Annotated in this window: 17 protein-coding genes; 8 read left to right on the top strand and 9 right to left on the bottom strand. The window is 55.8% G+C overall.

What is annotated here, in order from left to right:
- Positions 1-14 precede the first annotated feature (14 nt).
- Together Q9245_RS09920 and Q9245_RS09915 are read right to left on the bottom strand one after the other, a co-directional pair.
- Positions 15-3,170, bottom strand: a complete 3,156-nt coding sequence (locus tag Q9245_RS09920; protein WP_305896984.1) for a PAS domain S-box protein — start codon at positions 3,168-3,170, stop codon at positions 15-17.
- A gap of 462 nt (positions 3,171-3,632) precedes the next feature.
- Positions 3,633-4,520 carry a fatty acid desaturase gene (locus tag Q9245_RS09915; protein WP_305896983.1) on the bottom strand — a complete coding sequence of 296 codons (888 nt, stop codon included), beginning with the start codon at positions 4,518-4,520 and terminating at the stop codon, positions 3,633-3,635.
- Between the two features lie 139 nt (positions 4,521-4,659).
- Between Q9245_RS09915 and Q9245_RS09910 the strand changes: the two genes are divergently transcribed.
- A complete protein-coding gene (locus tag Q9245_RS09910; protein ID WP_305896982.1) occupies positions 4,660-5,739 on the top strand; it encodes an AraC family transcriptional regulator in 1,080 nt (359 codons plus the stop codon).
- Here Q9245_RS09910 and Q9245_RS09905 read toward each other — a convergent pair.
- Positions 5,675-6,724 (bottom strand): AraC family transcriptional regulator, encoded by a 1,050-nt coding sequence (locus tag Q9245_RS09905; protein WP_305896981.1) that lies wholly within the window; start codon positions 6,722-6,724, stop codon positions 5,675-5,677. The genes Q9245_RS09910 and Q9245_RS09905 overlap by 65 nt on opposite strands.
- 177 nt (positions 6,725-6,901) lie before the next feature.
- On the opposite strand from Q9245_RS09905, the gene Q9245_RS09900 reads away from it, so the two are divergent.
- Both Q9245_RS09900 and Q9245_RS09895 read left to right on the top strand, forming a co-directional pair.
- The gene (locus Q9245_RS09900) at positions 6,902-7,222 is read left to right on the top strand and encodes a 2Fe-2S iron-sulfur cluster-binding protein (protein ID WP_305896980.1); all 321 of its coding nucleotides are present in this window, start codon (positions 6,902-6,904) and stop codon (positions 7,220-7,222) included.
- Positions 7,223-7,287: 65 nt separating this feature from the next.
- On the top strand, positions 7,288-8,685 hold the full coding sequence (locus tag Q9245_RS09895; RefSeq protein WP_305896979.1) for a cytochrome P450: 1,398 nt from the start codon (positions 7,288-7,290) through the stop codon (positions 8,683-8,685).
- Positions 8,686-8,713: 28 nt separating this feature from the next.
- On the opposite strand, the gene rlmE is transcribed toward Q9245_RS09895, so the two are convergent.
- Entirely contained in the window at positions 8,714-9,337 is a 624-nt protein-coding gene (rlmE, locus tag Q9245_RS09890; protein ID WP_305896978.1) for a 23S rRNA (uridine(2552)-2'-O)-methyltransferase RlmE, read from the bottom strand.
- 148 nt (positions 9,338-9,485) lie between these two features.
- On the opposite strand from rlmE, the gene Q9245_RS09885 reads away from it, so the two are divergent.
- Entirely contained in the window at positions 9,486-10,214 is a 729-nt protein-coding gene (locus Q9245_RS09885) for an RNA methyltransferase (protein ID WP_305896977.1), read from the top strand.
- Positions 10,215-10,243: 29 nt separating this feature from the next.
- On the opposite strand, the gene Q9245_RS09880 is transcribed toward Q9245_RS09885, so the two are convergent.
- Complete coding sequence (locus Q9245_RS09880; protein ID WP_305896976.1) at positions 10,244-10,534, bottom strand: YebG family protein; 291 nt, start codon at positions 10,532-10,534, stop codon at positions 10,244-10,246.
- A gap of 113 nt (positions 10,535-10,647) precedes the next feature.
- Here Q9245_RS09880 and nfsA point away from each other — a divergent pair, with 113 nt between their 5' ends.
- Positions 10,648-11,385 (top strand): oxygen-insensitive NADPH nitroreductase, encoded by a 738-nt coding sequence (nfsA, locus tag Q9245_RS09875; RefSeq protein WP_305896975.1) that lies wholly within the window; start codon positions 10,648-10,650, stop codon positions 11,383-11,385.
- A 23-nt stretch (positions 11,386-11,408) separates the two neighbouring features.
- Here the strand turns inward: nfsA and Q9245_RS09870 are convergent, their stop codons facing one another.
- From Q9245_RS09870 to Q9245_RS09855, 4 genes are read right to left on the bottom strand one after another with little or no spacing between them, the layout of a single operon-like run.
- Positions 11,409-12,080, bottom strand: a complete 672-nt coding sequence (locus Q9245_RS09870; protein ID WP_305896974.1) for a lactate utilization protein C — start codon at positions 12,078-12,080, stop codon at positions 11,409-11,411.
- On the bottom strand, positions 12,077-13,534 hold the full coding sequence (locus Q9245_RS09865) for a LutB/LldF family L-lactate oxidation iron-sulfur protein (protein ID WP_305896973.1): 1,458 nt from the start codon (positions 13,532-13,534) through the stop codon (positions 12,077-12,079). The genes Q9245_RS09870 and Q9245_RS09865 overlap by 4 nt, the downstream gene beginning before the upstream one ends.
- A complete protein-coding gene (locus Q9245_RS09860) occupies positions 13,531-14,358 on the bottom strand; it encodes a (Fe-S)-binding protein (RefSeq protein ID WP_305896972.1) in 828 nt (275 codons plus the stop codon). Before Q9245_RS09860 ends, Q9245_RS09865 begins: the two co-directional genes overlap by 4 nt.
- Positions 14,355-15,527 carry a mechanosensitive ion channel family protein gene (locus Q9245_RS09855; RefSeq protein WP_305896971.1) on the bottom strand — a complete coding sequence of 391 codons (1,173 nt, stop codon included), beginning with the start codon at positions 15,525-15,527 and terminating at the stop codon, positions 14,355-14,357. The genes Q9245_RS09860 and Q9245_RS09855 overlap by 4 nt, the downstream gene beginning before the upstream one ends.
- Positions 15,528-15,710: 183 nt before the next feature.
- Here Q9245_RS09855 and Q9245_RS09850 point away from each other — a divergent pair, with 183 nt between their 5' ends.
- From Q9245_RS09850 to dctP, 3 genes are all read left to right on the top strand, one after another.
- A complete protein-coding gene (locus tag Q9245_RS09850; RefSeq protein ID WP_305896970.1) occupies positions 15,711-16,709 on the top strand; it encodes an LLM class flavin-dependent oxidoreductase in 999 nt (332 codons plus the stop codon).
- On the top strand, positions 16,699-17,238 hold the full coding sequence (locus tag Q9245_RS09845; protein WP_305896969.1) for a YqiA/YcfP family alpha/beta fold hydrolase: 540 nt from the start codon (positions 16,699-16,701) through the stop codon (positions 17,236-17,238). The genes Q9245_RS09850 and Q9245_RS09845 overlap by 11 nt, the downstream gene beginning before the upstream one ends.
- A gap of 140 nt (positions 17,239-17,378) precedes the next feature.
- Complete coding sequence (gene dctP, locus Q9245_RS09840) at positions 17,379-18,407, top strand: TRAP transporter substrate-binding protein DctP (protein WP_305896968.1); 1,029 nt, start codon at positions 17,379-17,381, stop codon at positions 18,405-18,407.
- The last annotated feature ends 97 nt before the right edge of the window (positions 18,408-18,504 follow it).

Genomic DNA, 18,504 nt, shown 5'->3' with positions numbered 1-18,504 from the left:
CTGCTTTTCCCTCTTCAGTTTACCTGAGCACGTCTATCCTTGAGCAAACCAATCACCCGGGTTTCGAGTTCGTCCGGCGTGACCGATGCTTTCTGAACCACTGCCGCAACCTTCGTCGCAATCGCCCGTGGCACTTCATATCCTGACAAAATGACGACCGGCACATCGGGCTGAGATCGATGTACCGCTTCCCAGAGGGACAGCCCGTCACCATCTTCTAGCTTGAGATCAAGAAGAATCAGATCGTACGACGTTTGCCTGAGCCGCTCGTGCGCTTCCCGCAGCGTTTCCGCCCGATCAACCCGCGCAACGGCACCCAGTTGCCCTCTAACAACCGCAGCCAGGTCGTCATCATCTTCCACGTGCAGCACACGGGCAGCGGCTGACTCCCTCGGCAGACGAACCTCTGCCCGCGGGAACCGGAACCAGAAGCGCGCGCCATCACCTTCCTGCGATTCGAATCCGATCACGCCACCCATTCGCTCAACCAATTCTCGTGTCACTGCCAGCCCCAGACCGGTACCGCCTTTGACCCGATTTTCTGCGGAATCTGCCTGCGCAAAGCGCTCGAATATGCGGCTCCGGAAGGCTTGCGGAATACCTGGCCCACGATCCACAACGCTGATCAAGGCGCCATCCTCCGCATGGGGCTCACAATGAATGTCTACCGTTGCGCCGCGCGGTGAAAACTTGCAGGCGTTAGACACAAGGTTGAACAAAATCTGCAAGAGGCGGTCTGGGTCGGCTTTGATATGCCCGGATGGATCGCCGGTAATTCTAAGCTCCACGCCGTAAGGTATGGCGTAACCCTTCATCTGCTCCATGGCCTGCCCCAGAATGGTAGAAACCTCAACACGCTGTATATTGAGATTCATCTCATCGGCCGACAGCTTGTTCAGATCCAGCAGATCGTTTACCAACTGGACCAATCGCTGCGTATTCTGTTGAGCAATGCGCAGCATCCCACCAATCCGATCAGGGATTTCCCCCAATGCTCCTCCGGCAATCAGGCCCAATGACCCGGAAATGGACGTCAGCGGTGTGCGAAGCTCATGGCTAACCGTCGAAACAAACTGATTTTTAAGCAATTCGTTCCGCTGGCTTTCAGACAGATCCCGGGCGACCAACACCCATCTTGGATCCGTTTCGCCGGAACTCAGTATCTGCGTCAGACTGAGTTCCAAGGGCAGGGGCTGCTTGCCCACGATGGTCAGGGTCGTATTCCAGCGCGCAAGTAATCCTGCTGAGCCAGGGCTGTTTGAGCCGTCCAATCGCTCGGTCAGCTCCGGCAAACGCGCACTCAAAGGCGAGCCGGTGGCATCGGTGGGTAGCTCGAAAAGCGTCACAGCCGCCAGGTTATGCCCAACAATCCGCGTGTCACTATCGATTACCAGTACCGCATCGGCCAGAGAATCGAATAGCTGCAGCAGAAACGCACCGTTTTCCTCCAGTTCCTCTAGGGCCTGGTGCTCGACAGAGATGTCCTGAATCTGTGACACGTAATGCAGCGGTAGTCGGTTCTCATCACGGACCAAGCCTACCGAGAGCAAGGCATACATGACCGAGCCATCGCGCCGGTAATAGCGTTTTTTCATCTGATATTGATCGATTCGACCGGCCAGCAAATCGTGCAGCAAGGCTAAATCTGATTCGAGATCTTCCGGGTGGGTCAGTGTCTGAAAATTGGTCGCCAATAATTCCTCACGCGAATAGCCAAACAGCTTGGTTATGGCTTCATTCACATCCATCCAGCGCCCCTCCAGTGATACCAGGGCCATACCCTGGGCCGCCGAGTTGAACGCTTCACCAAACCGTTCGTTGGCAAGCCGCGCCGCTTGTTCCGCCCGCCGCTGCTCGGTCACATCAACCGCCATGCCCAGATAGCCGGTTGTCACGCTCTCCTCATCTTTAAGAGCGCTTACCGACAACTGCACAGTGCGGTGTTCACCGTCTTTTCGAGCGTAGGTCCATGTTGAGGTTTCGGGAATGCCTTCCCGTGCCGACGCGACAAAAACATCAAAACCTTCTATTCGCCTGCCGAACTGTTTGGACAGCTCTGCACCCCGTGCAGACACTTCCGATTCGAGATGAAATAACGCCGGCGTATGGACACCGACCACTTCTTCGGCGCTATAACCCAGCAGTTTCTCTGCTCCTGGGTTAAACAGAGAAATACAACCACGGGTATCGGTTGCAATGATGGCGACGCTCACCGACGCATCAATAACCGACTGGAGATAGGCACGGGTTTGCTGCAGGTCACTGTAGGCATCCCGGAGTTCACTGATATCGCTCATGGTCACTACCGCACCGAGTGGCCGGCCGAACGCATCCTCGAGGCGCTGTCCGTTGCAAAGCACCACTCGCGGCGGTTGTCCCTTTGCCCGAATCATCAGCTCCGCGTTGCGAACCTGTTCGCCCCGCCATGCACGCAGAAGCGGTATGTTTTCCGTAGCCAGCAACGCCTTGCCATCAGGCTCGTACAGGTCAAAGTGCTCCGCCCATTGCTCTGGCGGCAGCGCCCTCGGGTCTACGCCATGCCACTGCCTGGCGGCCAGGTTAAATTCGGCGAGATTACCGTCGCTGTCACAGGAAACCACGGCGTCTGGCATTGAATCGAGCAAAGTCGATAATATTCTCGAGCTAACATCCGCCTGTTGCTGCTCGTTCCAATCCTCAAGGCGGTCAACCGTTAGTAATGCAAGCCGTTCCAGGCCAGCCCGCTGCTCTTCCGTAAGAGGGCAATTCGGCGAAGTATCGAGCACACACAAGGTGCCGTAGGCCAAACCGGCGCGACCAACCAGCGGCGCTCCGGCATAGTACCGAATATGCGGTTCACCAATCACCAACGGATTCTTGGCGAAACGCTCATCAACCAGGGTATCGAGCACTTCCAGGATGCCGGTCTCTTGAATGGCATGAGCACAAAACGACTCATCCCGCCCTGTCTGCTGAAACGTAAGGCCCTTGGCCGCCTTGAACCACTGCCGCTCCCGATCTACCAAAGACACCAGCGCAATGGGCTTTGCACAGATCTGAGAAGCCAGCTCAACCAGGTCATCAAAATGACGTTCCGGAGGCGAGTCGAGCACCCTGAGCTTGTTCAGTTCACGAAGACGACGGGGCTCGTCGTCAGTCAGCTTGGCGGTGCAAAAAACGTTATCGGCCATTGATACTCTCAAATGATGTCTTGGCTCTTATTAAAAACGCTAACTACTCAACCGAATTTAGCCAGTTACCACTCTCATTTCCATCATTACCCGAGAAATTCCCTGCGGAGTGACGTGTACCGTCCAACCAGACGATGCCCGGCTCCTTGGCAGTGCTTAACGCCAACGGGCAATCGCGTCGGGTTGTCTATTTGTCGCGATGACAGGGCCGACCAGCGCTGGGCCTATAAGAAGAATTGCTGCAACTGCGTAACAAGGCGAACGGTAAGTGCCTCGACTACGACCGAAGCAACGGCCTATTGATCACCTGGCGATGTTCCCGCAGCTGGAACCAACAGTGGTCAGGGGTGACCACACTGGACACTCCATTATTCACGCTGCTTGATGGCGCGTTACTCAGCAAGCTTTATCGTGTTTTATTACCGGATTAAACAGCAGCTGTAGCCCGGCGGTAGCCCATGCCTACCGTTCGGGCACTGGCTTTCTGCTGAATATCCCCACAATCGGGGTGCCCTGCTCTCGCAAAATCGGCTCTATGTCATTATGCAGTGCCTGGTAACGATAAAATGGTACCCGCGGAAACAGGTGATGAATGGAGTGCAAATTTTGCCCTAACCAGAACCAGCCCAACGGTTTCATCCAGACCGGCATGATCAAGCTGTTGGTGTTTCGGTAACGGGCCGGATCCTGATAGGGAATGTGCGGCCGATAGGCAAACCAGTAGGCGGTAAAAAAGCCGCCCATAAAATAACTCACAAACAGCACCCAACCGGCATAGGCCACATCCGTCATCACGACAAAAGCCACGCGCCAGCCCAGTGAAATCAAAATTTCGGTGCCATAGATCCACCGTTCTTTGAGGGTCGCTTTGCGCCAGTGTGTGCGAAAAAAGAACGTGTTTTGTAGCCAGAGAAAGCGGAAAACAGTCACCACAGCACCCATCAACCCCCTACCCATTCCGCTGATCATATAATCGGGATCTTTGTCCGGCTGATTGGTGTACCGGTGGTGAGTCATGTGCTCGAGGCGATGGGATGCATACGGAATAGCAATCAGCGGGGCCATCAGATAGCCACAAGCGTCGTTTAGCCAGCGCAAATTCTCGTGTTTGCCGTGAATATTGCCGTGCACAGCCTCGTGCACCGGGGTATAAGACATGTACGTTAACGCCGCCAGCACCAGCACCGCCGGCACCGGGTTCAGCCAGCCAATCGCAAACAACCACAGCCCGGTCACGTAGCCCGTTAGCACCAGAACAACCAGTACCATCGTTGGCCACGCCATCTCGCCCATATAACGTTTGGCAAATTCCACCGCCTCGCGGTTTGGATTCTTTGTATCGTGCGACATAGCTCCGGTCTCATGGGAAGGATTCGAACACCCCTTCAATCTAGTCACCCGCGACACATTGCCCAAGGGCATCTTTGGCCAATCGCGGGACTCTTTAGGCCAAGTACCATGCACTCACCGAAACCGATACACTTTGCCCATGCTAAAACAAGAATCCACGCTTCACCCAATTGCCATCAGTCAGGTCATGATCAACTTCGCTGCCAGCCTAGGCGTGGGGGCCGATACTTGTCTGCATGGAACCGCAATCACGCCAGGCACCCTTTTCGACGGGGAAGCATTGATTGCCCGGGAACAGGAAATGCGCCTGATCGAGAATTTGATTCAGGCGCTCCCCGACACGCCGGCCCTGGGGTTCAAGCTCGGCCTGCAATACAACGTCGCGACGTTCGGAGTCTGGGGGTTTGCGTTGCGCACAAGCCGAAGCTTACGGGATGCGGCCAACACCGCTCTGCGCTATTTACCACTAAGCACAGCCTACTGCCGAATGTTCACCTTTGAGGAAAACGGCTGTTTCGGAATCGGACTGGATCCAGAACCCATCCCCCCACATTTACGCCAGTTTTTATTGGAACGTGATCTGGCCACCGGCGTTAACTTGCTGAAAGAGCTCAGCTTGTCGGGCCTGAGTATCTGTGCAGCCGAATTTCAGGGGCCTGCCCCCGATTACGCAAAACTGATCGCCGACACCATGGGGGTAACCCCCCGATTTAACAGTGACCGCAACGCGATTCTGGTTTCCGCCGACGCTGCTGACCAGCCTCTACCGACCTTTAGTTCCCGTCTCGTTCGCATGCTGGATGATCAATGTCGGTTCCAGCTGGAGCAGCGACAAACCAGTGGTCTTGCCGGTCAGGTAAGGCAACAGGTGCTTGGTTCGCTCGGACTGGTGGCCACACTGGATGAAGTCGCCAGCCATCTGGCCCTGTCACCACGCACCCTGCGCCGGAAACTGGAGCAGGAAGGGGCGAGCTTCCGGGCCATCGTCGAAGAAGAGCGCCGCCAGGCGGCCACACAGATACTCTCGGGCAGCGACATGAAACTGGATGAGCTGGCCATTCACCTCGGCTATACCGACACCGCCAGCTTCACCCGAGCCTTTCGGCGATGGATTGGGCAATCACCGGGCGAATATAGGCGGCAAAACCCGCAGGTCAGGTCCTCCAGCCGCCCTCAGGCGCCCCGTGCTGACGGCGATACTGATCCGGCGTCAAATTGAACCAGCGCTTGAACGCTCGCCGGAAATTGGCACTGTCGTGGTAATTCAATAGCTCGGCGATCGCCTCGACCGGCAACTGGCTGTCCAGCAAATACCCCTTCGCCTGTTGCGACAGAATTTCATCCCTCACCTGCCTGAAGCTGGTGCCTTCCTGTTTCAGCCTGCGAGCGAGGGTGCGCTTACAGATAAACATGGCCGCGGCCGCTTCTTCTTCGCTCAGCACACCGGGCGGATGCGACAACATCATCTTCTGAAGCTGATATTGGCAACTGCTCGTATTCGAATTCAATTGTTCCAACATGGCTTCGCAATGCTTCAGCGCCATCATATAGCTTTCATGATTCGCGGAGGCATTCTGAATCTTGCAAACCGCCAGCGGGACTTTCAGCACGTAGGCGTCGGCTCCAAACTCAATCGTTGCTGGAATAAAGGCTTCATAGTGCGCAGCGTAATCGGGTTGCTCATGCATAAAACAGATGCTTGCCTCGCTCAACGGCCGCCCGACGATAAATTCGGCCGTATCGAAGAAACTCACCGTGAAAATTTCACTGAGAAGGCGCAGAAGCGCTTCTTCAAGCTCCATATCGAATTTGCAGCTCAGCGCCAGCCACTCTCCCTCAACCACTATCTCAAGCTGGGCCAGATTCATGCGTGTTGGCAAAAAGGCCTGGAACGCTTTCAGAGCAGCGAGCAAATCCGGGCTGCTGTTGACCAGAAAACCCAGGGCGCCGTGAGTTGGTGACGTCAGCCTTTGCCCCAGCTGCAAACCAAACAGCTCGTCATTCGCGATCCGCAGACAGTTTTTCAGAATCCGCAGTTGTTGGTGGGCACTTAGCAAGGTGCTCTCTTCGAGAAATTGATCCACCGACAGCCGAGTGCCTGCCAACAGTTCCGACACATCACGGGACTGCAGGCCTAATTGTCTGGCGGCTAAACGGCTATAGCTGGAAGGAATGCTGGGCACATCCAGGTTAACAACGCTCATAATTATTCTTGTATCGGTTAGTCGGCGTTAAGTATTCAGGCACCATACAGGTCACACATTAACCAAGAGTCTTTTAATGACCCCCGCCTGTCAAGTAATGACCTGCCTGAAGCTCTCAGCAAAACGTAGTCTGAACCTGGAACAACCATTCCTTGAAACAACACCGGCGGGGTGACTATGGGGCAGATCACATTTATTGAACACACGGGCACAGCACACGTGGTCGAGATCGAGGAGGGCCAATCTCTGATGCAAGCGGCGGTCGAAAACGGGGTACCCGGAATCGACGCAGACTGCGGCGGAGCCTGCGCCTGCGGCACGTGCCACGTCATAGTCGATAACGGGTGGATACAGGCCACCGGAAACATCAACGCAGACGAACTGGGGATGCTACAGCTCACCCCTGAGCAATCCGAGACCTCCCGTTTGGCCTGTCAGATCACGCTCTCGGAGTCCCTCGATGGGCTGGTCGTACGGTTACCCGAATTCCAGATGTAAACCGGCGCACCCGATTTCAGATCGACGATGACACCCTTATAAGAAAGCTGACCCCGGAGGTTTGCATGAGTTTATTAAGCCCTTTCCTTGAGCCGGTCGCGAACAAAGCCGCTGCCGCGGTACCTATCCACTGGCAAATCAAAGGCATGCACACGTTTCAAAATCTCAAGAAACGCGTAGGAAAGCGTGAACAGCCGCCCGTTTTCAAAGAGGTTCCCCTACCCGACGTGTCGTCGCTGGCATTGGAAGACATCGATGTCAGCAACCCGTTCCTGTACCGGCAAGGCCTATGGCACTCCTACTTCAAACGATTGAGAGACGAGTGCCCGGTGCACTATCAGAAGAACAGTCCTTTTGGCCCTTTCTGGTCGGTAACCCGCTACGAAGACATCATGTTCGTGGATACCCACCACGATCTGTTTTCCGCCGAGCCCATCATTTCCCTCGGCCCACCACCACCCGGTCTGGAGATCGAAACCTTCATCGCCATGGACCCACCCAAGCACGATGTTCAGCGCCAAGCAGTTCAGGGCGTGGTGGCACCGAAAAATCTGGCGCAAATGGAAAGCCTGATTCGCAGCCGGACAGCGGATGTGCTGGACCACTTGCCTGTCGATGAGCCTTTCGACTGGGTGCAGACAGTGTCTATTGATCTGACCTCACGCATGCTGGCCACGCTGTTCGATTTCCCCTATGAACAACGCCACAAACTGGCCTATTGGTCAGACATGGCGGCTGCACCGCCCGAATCGACTGGCGGGACCGCAGACATCGATGAATCCTTCGCGGCTTCAGCCGACATGGCCAGGCAAATGTCTCTGCTGTGGCGTGAGAAAGAAGCGAGAAAGGCGGCAGGAGAAGAACCTGGGTTCGATCTCATCAGTTTACTGTTGGCCAACGAGAGCACCCGCACCATGATCAACCGCCCAATGGAATTCCTTGGCAACATGGTGCTGCTGATCGTGGGCGGCAACGACACCACCCGTAACTCCATGACCGGCGGGGTACTGGCGCTGAATCAATTCCCCGAGGAGTTCGCCAAGCTCAAACAAAACCCCGACCTGATTCCCAACATGGTGTCTGAAATCATTCGCTGGCAAACCCCGCTGGCCTACATGCGGCGGGTTGCCAAACAGGACATTGAACTGTCCAATAAAACGATCAAGAAAGGCGATAAAGTGGTGATGTGGTACGCCTCCGGCAACCGCGATGAGCGGGCGTTCGAGCAAGACCCGGATCTGTTCATCATCGACCGCAAGAACGTGCGCAAACACCTGTCCTTTGGCTTTGGCGTACACCGCTGCATGGGCAACCGCCTAGCAGAAATGCAGCTGCGGATTCTTTGGGAAGAGATTCTGAAGCGCTTCGATGATATCGAGGTGCTGGGCGAGCCGGAGTACGTGCAGTCGAACTTTGTGCGCGGCTATAGCAAGATGATGGTGAAGCTTAGGGCGAAAATCTGATTGCCCTAAGCTTGGGGGATTCAATGGCTCAGGCGCCCTTGAATCCCTTCGCCACCAAATAAACCTCACGGGACCGAGCTCTTGAGGAATCCGGCTTACGCACCGACACCTTGTCAAAAGCGGCGCGCACCGATTTAACGTACTCATCGTAGCCTTCGCCGTGGAACACCTTGGCAACAAAGCTGCCTTTCGGTTTCAACACCTGACAGGCCATGTCCAACGCCAGCTCCACCAGATACATAGATGCCGCCTGGTCAGCCGCATTCACGCCGCTGATGTTGGGTGCCATGTCAGAAATCACCACATCGGCTTTGGCGCCATCCAATGCACCCATCAGTTCGTCAAACACCGACTCTTCGGTGAAATCGCCCTGAATAAACTCAACACCAGCGATGTTATCCATCGGAAGAATGTCCGATGCCAACACCCGGCCTTTATGGCCCACCAGCTTAGCCGCCACCTGCGACCATCCGCCCGGCGCCGAACCAAGATCGACCACCAGACCGTTGGGCTGAATCAGACGATCTTTGTCGTTGATTTCCAGCAACTTATAACTGGCGCGGGAACGATAGCCGTCCAACTGAGCCTGTTTTACAAAGGGGTCGTTGACGTGCTCTTCGAGCCAGCGGTTACTGCTTTTTGAACGGGCCATCGGAATAGTCTTCTGTTTACTGCGGGAAAGCGCCATTGTACGCCGCTGCCTACACGACCGCAAAAGCCGCCAAGCGCCTGACAAGCATCCGACGCACCAGTACAATGGCGCCACACCGCCACGCACCGCTTAACACTGGAAACCTGCCGTGAAGCTGGACGACATCAAGAAACTGCATCAAAAGAAATACCGCCAATCCTTGGGGCACTTCTTGGTGGAAGGCGAGCACCTGGTGCTCGAACTGGAGAAGGCGGCGGCCAGCAATCCGCACTGGAAGCGGGCGCAACTGTTTGTCACCAGCGCCTACGAAGACTGGCGCAGCCCGTGGCCCAAGCAAGTGATCAGCGACCGGCAAATGGCCCAATTGGCAGACACCAAAACCCCACAAGGCATTCTCGCGGTGGTTCCTTTGCCTCCCCCCGCCAGCACCGATTCAGCCAACGAGGGCAAAGCCGTTTACCTGCACGAAGTGCAGGACCCCGGCAACCTTGGCACCATTTTGCGCACGCTGGCCTGGTTCGGTGGCATGCGCTGCCTGCTCAGCCCCGGCAGTGTTGACCCATACAACCCGAAGGTCGTTCGCTCCAGCATGGGGGCTATTTTTCATGTGCCACTGGAAACCGACATCGGTTTAGATGCCCTGGGCCAGCGTTACCCGAGTGTTGCCTGTTTGGACATCGGCGGCGACAGCCTTACAGAGCCCGGTTTTCAAAGCCACGATTGTTACCTGTTCGGCAATGAAGCCCGCGGCGTACCTGCCGCGGCCTTAACCAAACTCAATGCCCATCGATACACCATCCCTGGCGCGGCGGCGATTGAGTCCCTGAACCTTGCCTCAGCTGTAAATATGGCGGCTTACGAACTGAACCGCGACTAGTTTGCGTCGGCTGGAGCTAAACCGGCCTCTCAGCTTTCTGCAGGTGCGGGCTCAGCAGCCTCGGCCAGCAATTCCGGCTTTTTCATGGCTTTCGCGAACAGGTCTTTGTTTTCGGCAATGCTCATCGCGCACTGCTCTGCCAAATCTTCGGAAAGCCCTTCTACGTTTTTCTCCAGCCAGAACGCTACGTTCTCCGCCAACTCCAGCACCTTATCCCGTGCATCGGCTTCAGCCTTACTTTGAAAGAGCATGGTGTCTGGGTTGCTTAGCGCCATTTCCAGTCCGTCCCGATCCGAAAAGTATAATGATTGCACTGCCATGAGGCGTCCTCGCAGTCGTTAAATGCATGTATATTTATACAGTGGCATAGTACACGGAATTAACCGAGGATAGGAGCCTTGCTTACGATTTTATTCACAACCGATGAGGGGCTATGAATCCAACAATCGAACTTCTGAAGTCACACCGCTCCATCCGCAAGTTCAAAGATCAGCAGATTCCCAGAGAGCTGTTTGAAGACCTAATCCGCGCAGGCCAGAGTGCGGCCACCTCCAGTCACGTACAGGCGTACACTCTGATTCACGTGGTTAATCCAGAAAGCCGCGCACGGCTGGCAGAACTGGCGGGCGGCCAACCCTATGTCGAAAGCGCCTCCGATTTTCTGGTGTTCTGCGCCGATATGAAACGGTCGACCGAAGCTGCCGAACGATCCGGTGCGGACGTCACTCGCGGTATGACGGAGCAACTACTGGTTGCCAGTGTCGATGTGGCCTTGATGGCGCAAAATATGGTGGTTGCCGCGGAGTCAGTAGGCTTGGGCATTTGTTACATCGGCGGCATTCGCAACAACCCGCAGGAAGTCAGCGACCTGTTGAAACTGCCCGAGCATGTCTATCCCGTCTTCGGCTTATGCCTGGGCTATCCGGACCAAAACCCGGAAGTGAAACCTCGCCTGCCACTGGCCAGCATTCTGAAACAGGATGTTTACGACGACTCGAGCGATGAAGCATTGGTTGCGGAATTTGACGACACCATGGCTCGTTATTACCGGGAGCGCACAGGTGGCAACAAGAGCACCAATTGGTCCGAACAGTTGAAGCCCTTGTTCACCAGCAAACTGCGCGCACACATGAAAGAGTTTCTGAATAAACGCGGGTTTGGCATTAAGTAAGCACTAACGATGCGCCTGTGAACTCAGGCGTCCTCAAGGATGAGGACAACCAACTCTTTAGGGCCATGGGCACCGTAAGCCAACACCTGCTCGATATCCGCGGTTTTCGAAGGCCCCGATACCAGCAGAAGATTGGTGGGTAAGCCGGCCGACCAGTTCTGTTTTTCCATCATGGTGTACAGGTTGTCTTCGATCTCGCTGGCCTTTAGCAGGGCGATATGCAGCGGTGGTAACAGGCTCATCAGCCGCGGCTCATGCCGGTCTGGCCACAACACCAAAGAGCCGGTTGCCGCAATTGCGCCTGCGGTGCCGGTGATACTGGCATCCACTTGCCAGAACAGTTCTTCTTTCCATTCCTCAATCGGGCGGTCGTAGGCCAGCAGGTTTTGCTCGGCATCGGCTTCCGCCCAAAACTCCGCCAGCTGCTGCCCATGCCCGGTACCCGGTGCGTACAACAGGTTGGCGAGTCTTCGGTTCTCCAATAGTTCCTGCACCTTCGCCGGCCAGTTTGCCGCCGCCAGCGTGTGCACCTCGGTATGGACGGCTTCCATCAGGCTGCGAAGGCGTTCAATTCGGTCTTCCGGTGCGTACTGCCAGGGCTGAGTCACCAGCTCTTCGTCGAACTGGTCAGGCCTTGGTGTAGTGCCTTCCAGACCAGCCCGGAGCTTGCTCAAGATGTTGTCGCGGGCGCTCATGGTTGCTCTCCCCGATTCTGCCCGGCGTTCAAATGGGCTTTTGCTAAATCGTGCAAAGACCGTGGTGCCGGTACCGGTGCGGTGTGGTTCTCCGTCCAGGGGCCAAGGTTCTTCGGTGTCAGCTTGCCAAGCCGGGTGGCGGCCCACAGGAAGCACTTATACAAAGTCGGACGAGTGTTCAGTGCCATCCACATTCGCCATAAGGCGCGCTCTTTCCATGAATACTTCGCGCCACCGCCTTGCACAACCGCTGGCTCGTCCGGACTTTTTACGTTCTCCTGTCGTAGCCGCTGAAGCAGTTCCGGAATCGGGATCTTCACCGGGCAGACCTCGCCGCAAGCACCGCACAACGACGACGCGCTGGGGTGATCGGGTACGTGATCCAAACCCACCATGTGCGGGGTGACAATTTTGCCAATCGGCCCCGGGTACACTTCGCCGTAGGTGTGGCCACCCACTCGGGTATACACCGGACAATGGTTCATACAGGCACCGCAGCGGATACAGTTCAAAGTCTGGCGCAATTGGGCGTCCGCAAAAGCGCCGCTTCGGCCGTTATCCAGCAACACCAGATGCACTTCTTCCGGGCCGTCCAGCTCATCCGCTTTGCGTGGGCCGGAGATCATGTTGACGTAGGTAGTGATCGGCTGACCCAGTGCCGAGCGCGTCAATAGCGACAGCAAAGGCACCACATCCCGAAGGTTTCCCACTACTTTTTCGATACCCGTCACCGCTACATGCACCGGCGGAACCGTGGTGCTCATGCGGCCGTTGCCTTCGTTTTCCACCAGCAGCAGGGTGCCGGTTTCCGCGATGGCGAAATTCACGCCCGATACGCCCACATCGGCTTCCAGGAACTTTTTGCGCAGGGTGCGCCGGCCAATCTGAATCAGCTCGTTTACGTCTTCGGTTGCTTCGACGCCCAGTTTGCTATGGAAAAGCTGAGACACCTGTCGGCGGTTCTTGTGGATCGCCGGCATGATGATGTGAGACGGTTTTTCGCCGTCGAGCTGGACAATGTACTCGCCCATATCGGATTCCAGGCACTCGATGTCTCGGTCGGCCAGATAGTCGTTCATCTCCATCTCTTCGCTGACCATGGACTTGCCTTTCACCACCTGCGAGCCCTGTTTCGACTCGATGATGGCGTGCACGATTCGATTGGCCTCCTCCGTGGTTTCGGCCCAATGGACGTGAACGCCGTTTTCCGTCAGTTTGGCTTCCAGCTGTTCCAGCAAATCCGGCAATCGGGACAAAGCCCGCGCTTTGATGTGATTGCCCAGCTCCCGCAGGCCTTCCCGCTCCTGTTCATCGGGAAAGGCGTCGGCTCGCTTTTGCATCAGCGAATCCATGGCCACCCGGAAATTGTTTCTTAACTGGCCATCAGCCAAAGCTTCGGTGGCGCGGCCCCGGAAGCTGCTGGTGAGTTCGGTCACGGGAATGCGCTGGTTCATGGCTCGCCCTCGCCACTGATTCGCTGCCACAGAAAACTGGCCAGATGCCGACCCCGAAACGCCTGTTTCTGCTTTTCCAATGAGCCATTGATATTCAGCAGACAACCGCCATCGGCCGTGACCATCTCCACCGCGCCGGACTCCCGAAGGGCGCGGGTTTTATCCAGCACCATTGCGCCCGACACTTCCGGCATCCGCACTGAAAAGGTGCCACCAAAACCACAGCATTCACTTTCGTGGTCGTGATCCAGCCGCTCGACTTTATCCAGCTTCGCGAGCAGTTCCCGCGCGTGCAGATGGGTGTTCATTTCCCGGCGTGCAGAGCAAGACGTGTGCAGCGCAATCTGCGTTGGCTGGCCCAAATCGCGCCACTCAACCTTACACACATGCAGCAGAAACTCGGTCAGTTCAAACGTTCGCGCAGCCAGATCATCAACCCGCTTCAGCGTTGCCGGTTCCTCCGCGAACACGTCCCGATAATGCTGGCGAAACATGCCAGCGCAGGACCCGGAAGGCACCACCACCGGCAGGCCGTTATCCAGCACGTTCAGTTGAGATCGGGCAACGTCCCTCGCTTCCTTAACATAACCGGATGTCCAGGCTGGCTGGCCGCAACAGGATTGCGCCTGTGGAAAATGCACCCGAATACCTTCGCGTTCCAACAAACGGATGGCATCCAGCCCGGCTTCCGGAAAAAACAAATCCACCACACAGGTTCCGAACAGCGTCACCTCGGCGGGTTTCTCGGGATACTCTCTTGGGGCCGGCCTTGCGGGCGCAACCCGCGTAGCATTGGGTGCGGCATCGTAGAACAGCTCATTCACGCGCTATCACCTCCGGACTCTGCGGTACGATCCACTCGGTTATTGGGATAAAGCGGCTCAAGTATGGGTTTCAAGCCTTTAGCGTCATCCACAAAAAGCTGAAGATGCGGGAAGGGTATTTCAATGCCAGCCTCATCCAGTGTTTCTTTAATCTGTTCCAACACGTCCGCCATGATGGTTGGCTGCACATCCAGGTTATCCGGTGTAATCCAGATTTTTACTTCCAGATCCACCGACGAATCGCCCAGATTTTTAAGCACAACCCGTGGTTCCATGCCCGGTGATTGCAGCACTTCCGGGTGCGCTAAAAGCACGGGCATAATGATGTCTCTTGCGGCCTTGGCCGATTCTTTGTAAGCAATACCTACCGAGATATTCAGCCTTGTCGCGCCTTCGGCACTGTAGTTAACAATTTCTGAAGAAGCGACGCTGTCATTGGGAATCATGGTGAAAATATTGTCCCGAGTCCGCAGCCACGTGGTGCGCAGCGCAATCTTCACCACCTTGCCATCCTGGCCATTAATGGTGACCCAATCTCCAATACGAAACGGCCGCTCAATCAACAAAGTGATACCGGCGATAAAGTTGGAAAGCGTCGACTGGGCTGCAAACCCCACAGCAATACCGACAATCCCCAGGCCCGCGACAATTGACAACAGGTCAAACCCGAACTGCGCGAGAATAGTGACCACCGCAAAGGTCGCCATCACCACTGACAACACATTGCCCGCCAACTGCTGAATAGATGCATCCAACCGGTTTCGGCGCAGCGTTTCGGCCGTCAGGCGACGAATAACCAACCAGGCCACGTAGAAGCCCAGCGCCAGCAACCCCGCCCTCGCGACCGCTTTCAAAAACTCAACGCCCGCTCCGAATTGCGCCAGTATCACCAACAACGCACCCAGCCCGGTCAAATACCTTAGCCCGCTTCTCCCGTGTTTAAAGGCGGAGCTATCAACATTGCGCTTACCGACCACCAGCCGAATAAGCCCAATCAACACCAAGTAGGCCCCGAGAAACAAAGCCAAATACAGAATCGAAATCAGCATCTGACTGAGAACGTACGCTCCCACCTCACGCCATTCATACTCGTGGCCGCCAAAGGCGCTCAGCGTATCCCCAAGGTTTTTCTTTAATTGCTCAACCACGACTGCCGTGAACTCGACCATCAATCCTGTCCTTTACAAATGAGCGCGGAACACCTTCAAACTATCGTTGGGGCAAGTGCTTGCGCAATACATATATAGTAGCGGATTCTCGACCAGCCATTTCCAGTGGAGCCCTTGAAGAGCGGCCCCATCGACGCCATGTTAGAAAGCAACGTCACACCTTTCACATGATCCGGGAGCAACATGTTCAAAAAACTCGACTATTCGCTGCTTGAGCTGGCCTCCGTGCGCGAAGGTGATTCCGTTTCCACCACATTGGCGAACAGCGTTGCCTACGCCCAACACGCGGAAGATCTGGGTTTCAAACGCTTCTGGCTCGCCGAACATCACAATATGGAAGGCATCACCAGCTCCGCAACCTCGGTGCTGGTGGGCCACATCGCCGGCAAAACCGAGAGTATTCGAGTCGGCTCTGGCGGCGTTATGCTGCCCAATCATCCGCCTTTGGTCATTGCCGAGCAGTTCGGCACGCTGGAATGCCTCTATCCGGGCCGCATTGATCTTGGGCTTGGCCGAGCGCCGGGCACAGACCAGATAACCGCCCGAGCACTGCGCCGGGAAGGCATTGGCGCCGAGCAGTTCCCGGAAGACGTCTCGCAGCTGCAACACTTACTTGGCCCATTGCAGCCCGGGCAACGAGTCAAGGCCATTCCGGGCGCCGGGACCAACGTGCCGATCTGGCTGTTGGGCTCCAGCCTGTACAGTGCGCAGCTTGCCGCCATGCAAGGGCTGCCCTATGCCTTTGCTGGCCACTTTGCCCCGCGTTTGTACCGGGAAGCTCTGCGAGTATACCGCGACAACTTTCAGCCCTCGGAGCAGTTGCAGCAACCTTATGCCATGCTGGCGATCCCGGCCGTACCGGCGGACTCCATGGACGAAGCGAAACACCTGACCACCACCAGTTATCAGCGCATTCTTGCACTGTTCCGCGGACAACCGTTGTGGATGAAACCACCGGTGGATTCTATGGACGGTTTGTGGAACGCCGCCGAAGAAGCCGGTGTCAAAGACTTCCTGGGCTTACAGGTACTCGGCAACTCAGCCGACATCACCCAGCAGCTTGATGCCTTGCTGTCCGATATCGAAGTCGAGGAACTGATGTTTACCATCGATATTTACGAGCCGGAGAGGCGCCGGCACGCACTCAATATTCTGGCAGAGAGTTTGTCCAATGACGGATAACCGTTTCTTCGTTTTTCTATCACACGGACTCGAAAGCGGCCCGAAAGGCACAAAAGTTCAGGCCATGAAAGCCGTCGCTGAAGAATTCCCCGGTGTTATCGCTGAGGCGATCGACCACACCAGCACCAAAGATCCGGAAACTCGCCTGCAACAAATGCGGGATGCCATGGCCGCCGCCGGCGCCACTCCGGAACGCACCATTCTGGCCGGTTCCAGCATGGGCGGCTGGGTGTGTGCCCAAACCAGTGCCAATTCACCGGTTCTGGGTTGTTTTCTGCTGGCTCCGGCGCTCGCTTTGGCGAAGTACCCACAATCAAGCCCGACTATCCAGGCCGAACACGTAAAAATCATTCACGGTTGGAACGACGATGTGGTGCCGGTTATGCCGGTTCTCGAACTGGCTCGCAGACAGCAATTGGAAACATTGGTTCTGCCCGATGGCCATCGGCTTGAGAACAGTGTGGAAAGGGTCTCGCGCGAGTTCCGCCACTTCATGGCAACGTGTTTAGCCGAGCAGAATCCAGACTAAAATCATAGCTTTGCAGATCCCGCTCGTTCGCTTTCGCATGTTTTCTAATTTCGGCCATTTCCTTGCGAAAACCGCTTTGTTTTGCCAGTCTTTATAAAGTTAACAAGGAACTAACTAAAAAAGCGAGCGGAGATCACGCAATGAACAGCACGAACAAATTCCGGAAATTGGTCGGTATTTCTGCATTGGCCTTTGCCGGGCTAACTGCTGCAAACGCAGTAAATGCGGCCAACTGGCGTTACGCCCACGAAGAATACGAGGGTGATGTTCAAGACGTCTACGCCTACAAATTCAAAGAATATATCGAAGAAAACTCAGACCACACGCTGCAAATCTTCCGCTTTGGCGAGCTGGGTGAGTCTGATGACATCATGGAACAGACCCAGGCGGGCATCCTGAACTTCGTGAACCAGTCTCCGGGTTTCACCGGTGCGCTGATTCCTGAAGCACAGATTTTCTTTATCCCCTACCTGATGCCGACCGACATGGATACGGTGATCGAATTCTTCCGTGAATCCAAAGCGATCAACGAGGATTTCCCCAAGCTGTATTCCGAGCAGGGTCTGGAACTGCTGCAAATGTACCCTGAAGGGGAAATGGTCGTCACCGTTGACGAGCCCGTCACGTCTCCGGAAGAGCTGAACAACAAAAAAATTCGGGTCATGACCAACCCGCTGTTGTCAGAAACCTATTCTGCGTTCGGCGCCACTCCGACCCCGCTGCCTTGGGGTGAAGTTTACGGCGCACTGCAAACCAACATGATCCAGGGTCAGGAAAACCCGATTTTCTGGATCGAGTCCGGCGGTTTGTATGAGGTGTCACCAAATCTGGTGTTCACCGGTCACGGCTGGTTCACCACCGCCATGATGGCGAACCAGAACTTCTACAACGGCCTGTCTGATGCCGATAAGAAACTGGTTCAGGATGCCGCCGACTATGCCTTCGAAGAAATCATCGAGCATATCGATGGTCTGGCCGACGAAGCTCTGGAAAAGATCACCTCGAAGAGTGACGAAGTCACCGTTACTCGTCTGAACGACGAACAGATCGAAACCTTCCGTGCCCGTGCGCCGCAGGTTGAAGAGAAGTTTATCGAGATGACCGGTGAACGTGGCAAGAAACTTCTGGAACAATTCAAAGCCGACCTCGAAGCCGTAAAAGGCGAATAAACGGCAGGATTCAAAGGGTGGCTCTGGCCACCCTTTGTTGTCCGGCTAAGGTTTAAACCCGCCCCGCCGGAGTCTTTGCCCGCCGGGAGCAATCAGT

Origin of the sequence: Marinobacter sp. MDS2 (assembly GCF_030718085.1) — a bacterium.
Lineage (GTDB): Bacteria > Pseudomonadota > Gammaproteobacteria > Pseudomonadales > Oleiphilaceae > Marinobacter.
The sequence above is the reverse complement of the archived record's forward strand: the minus strand, read 5'-3'. Positions and strand labels throughout refer to the sequence as shown.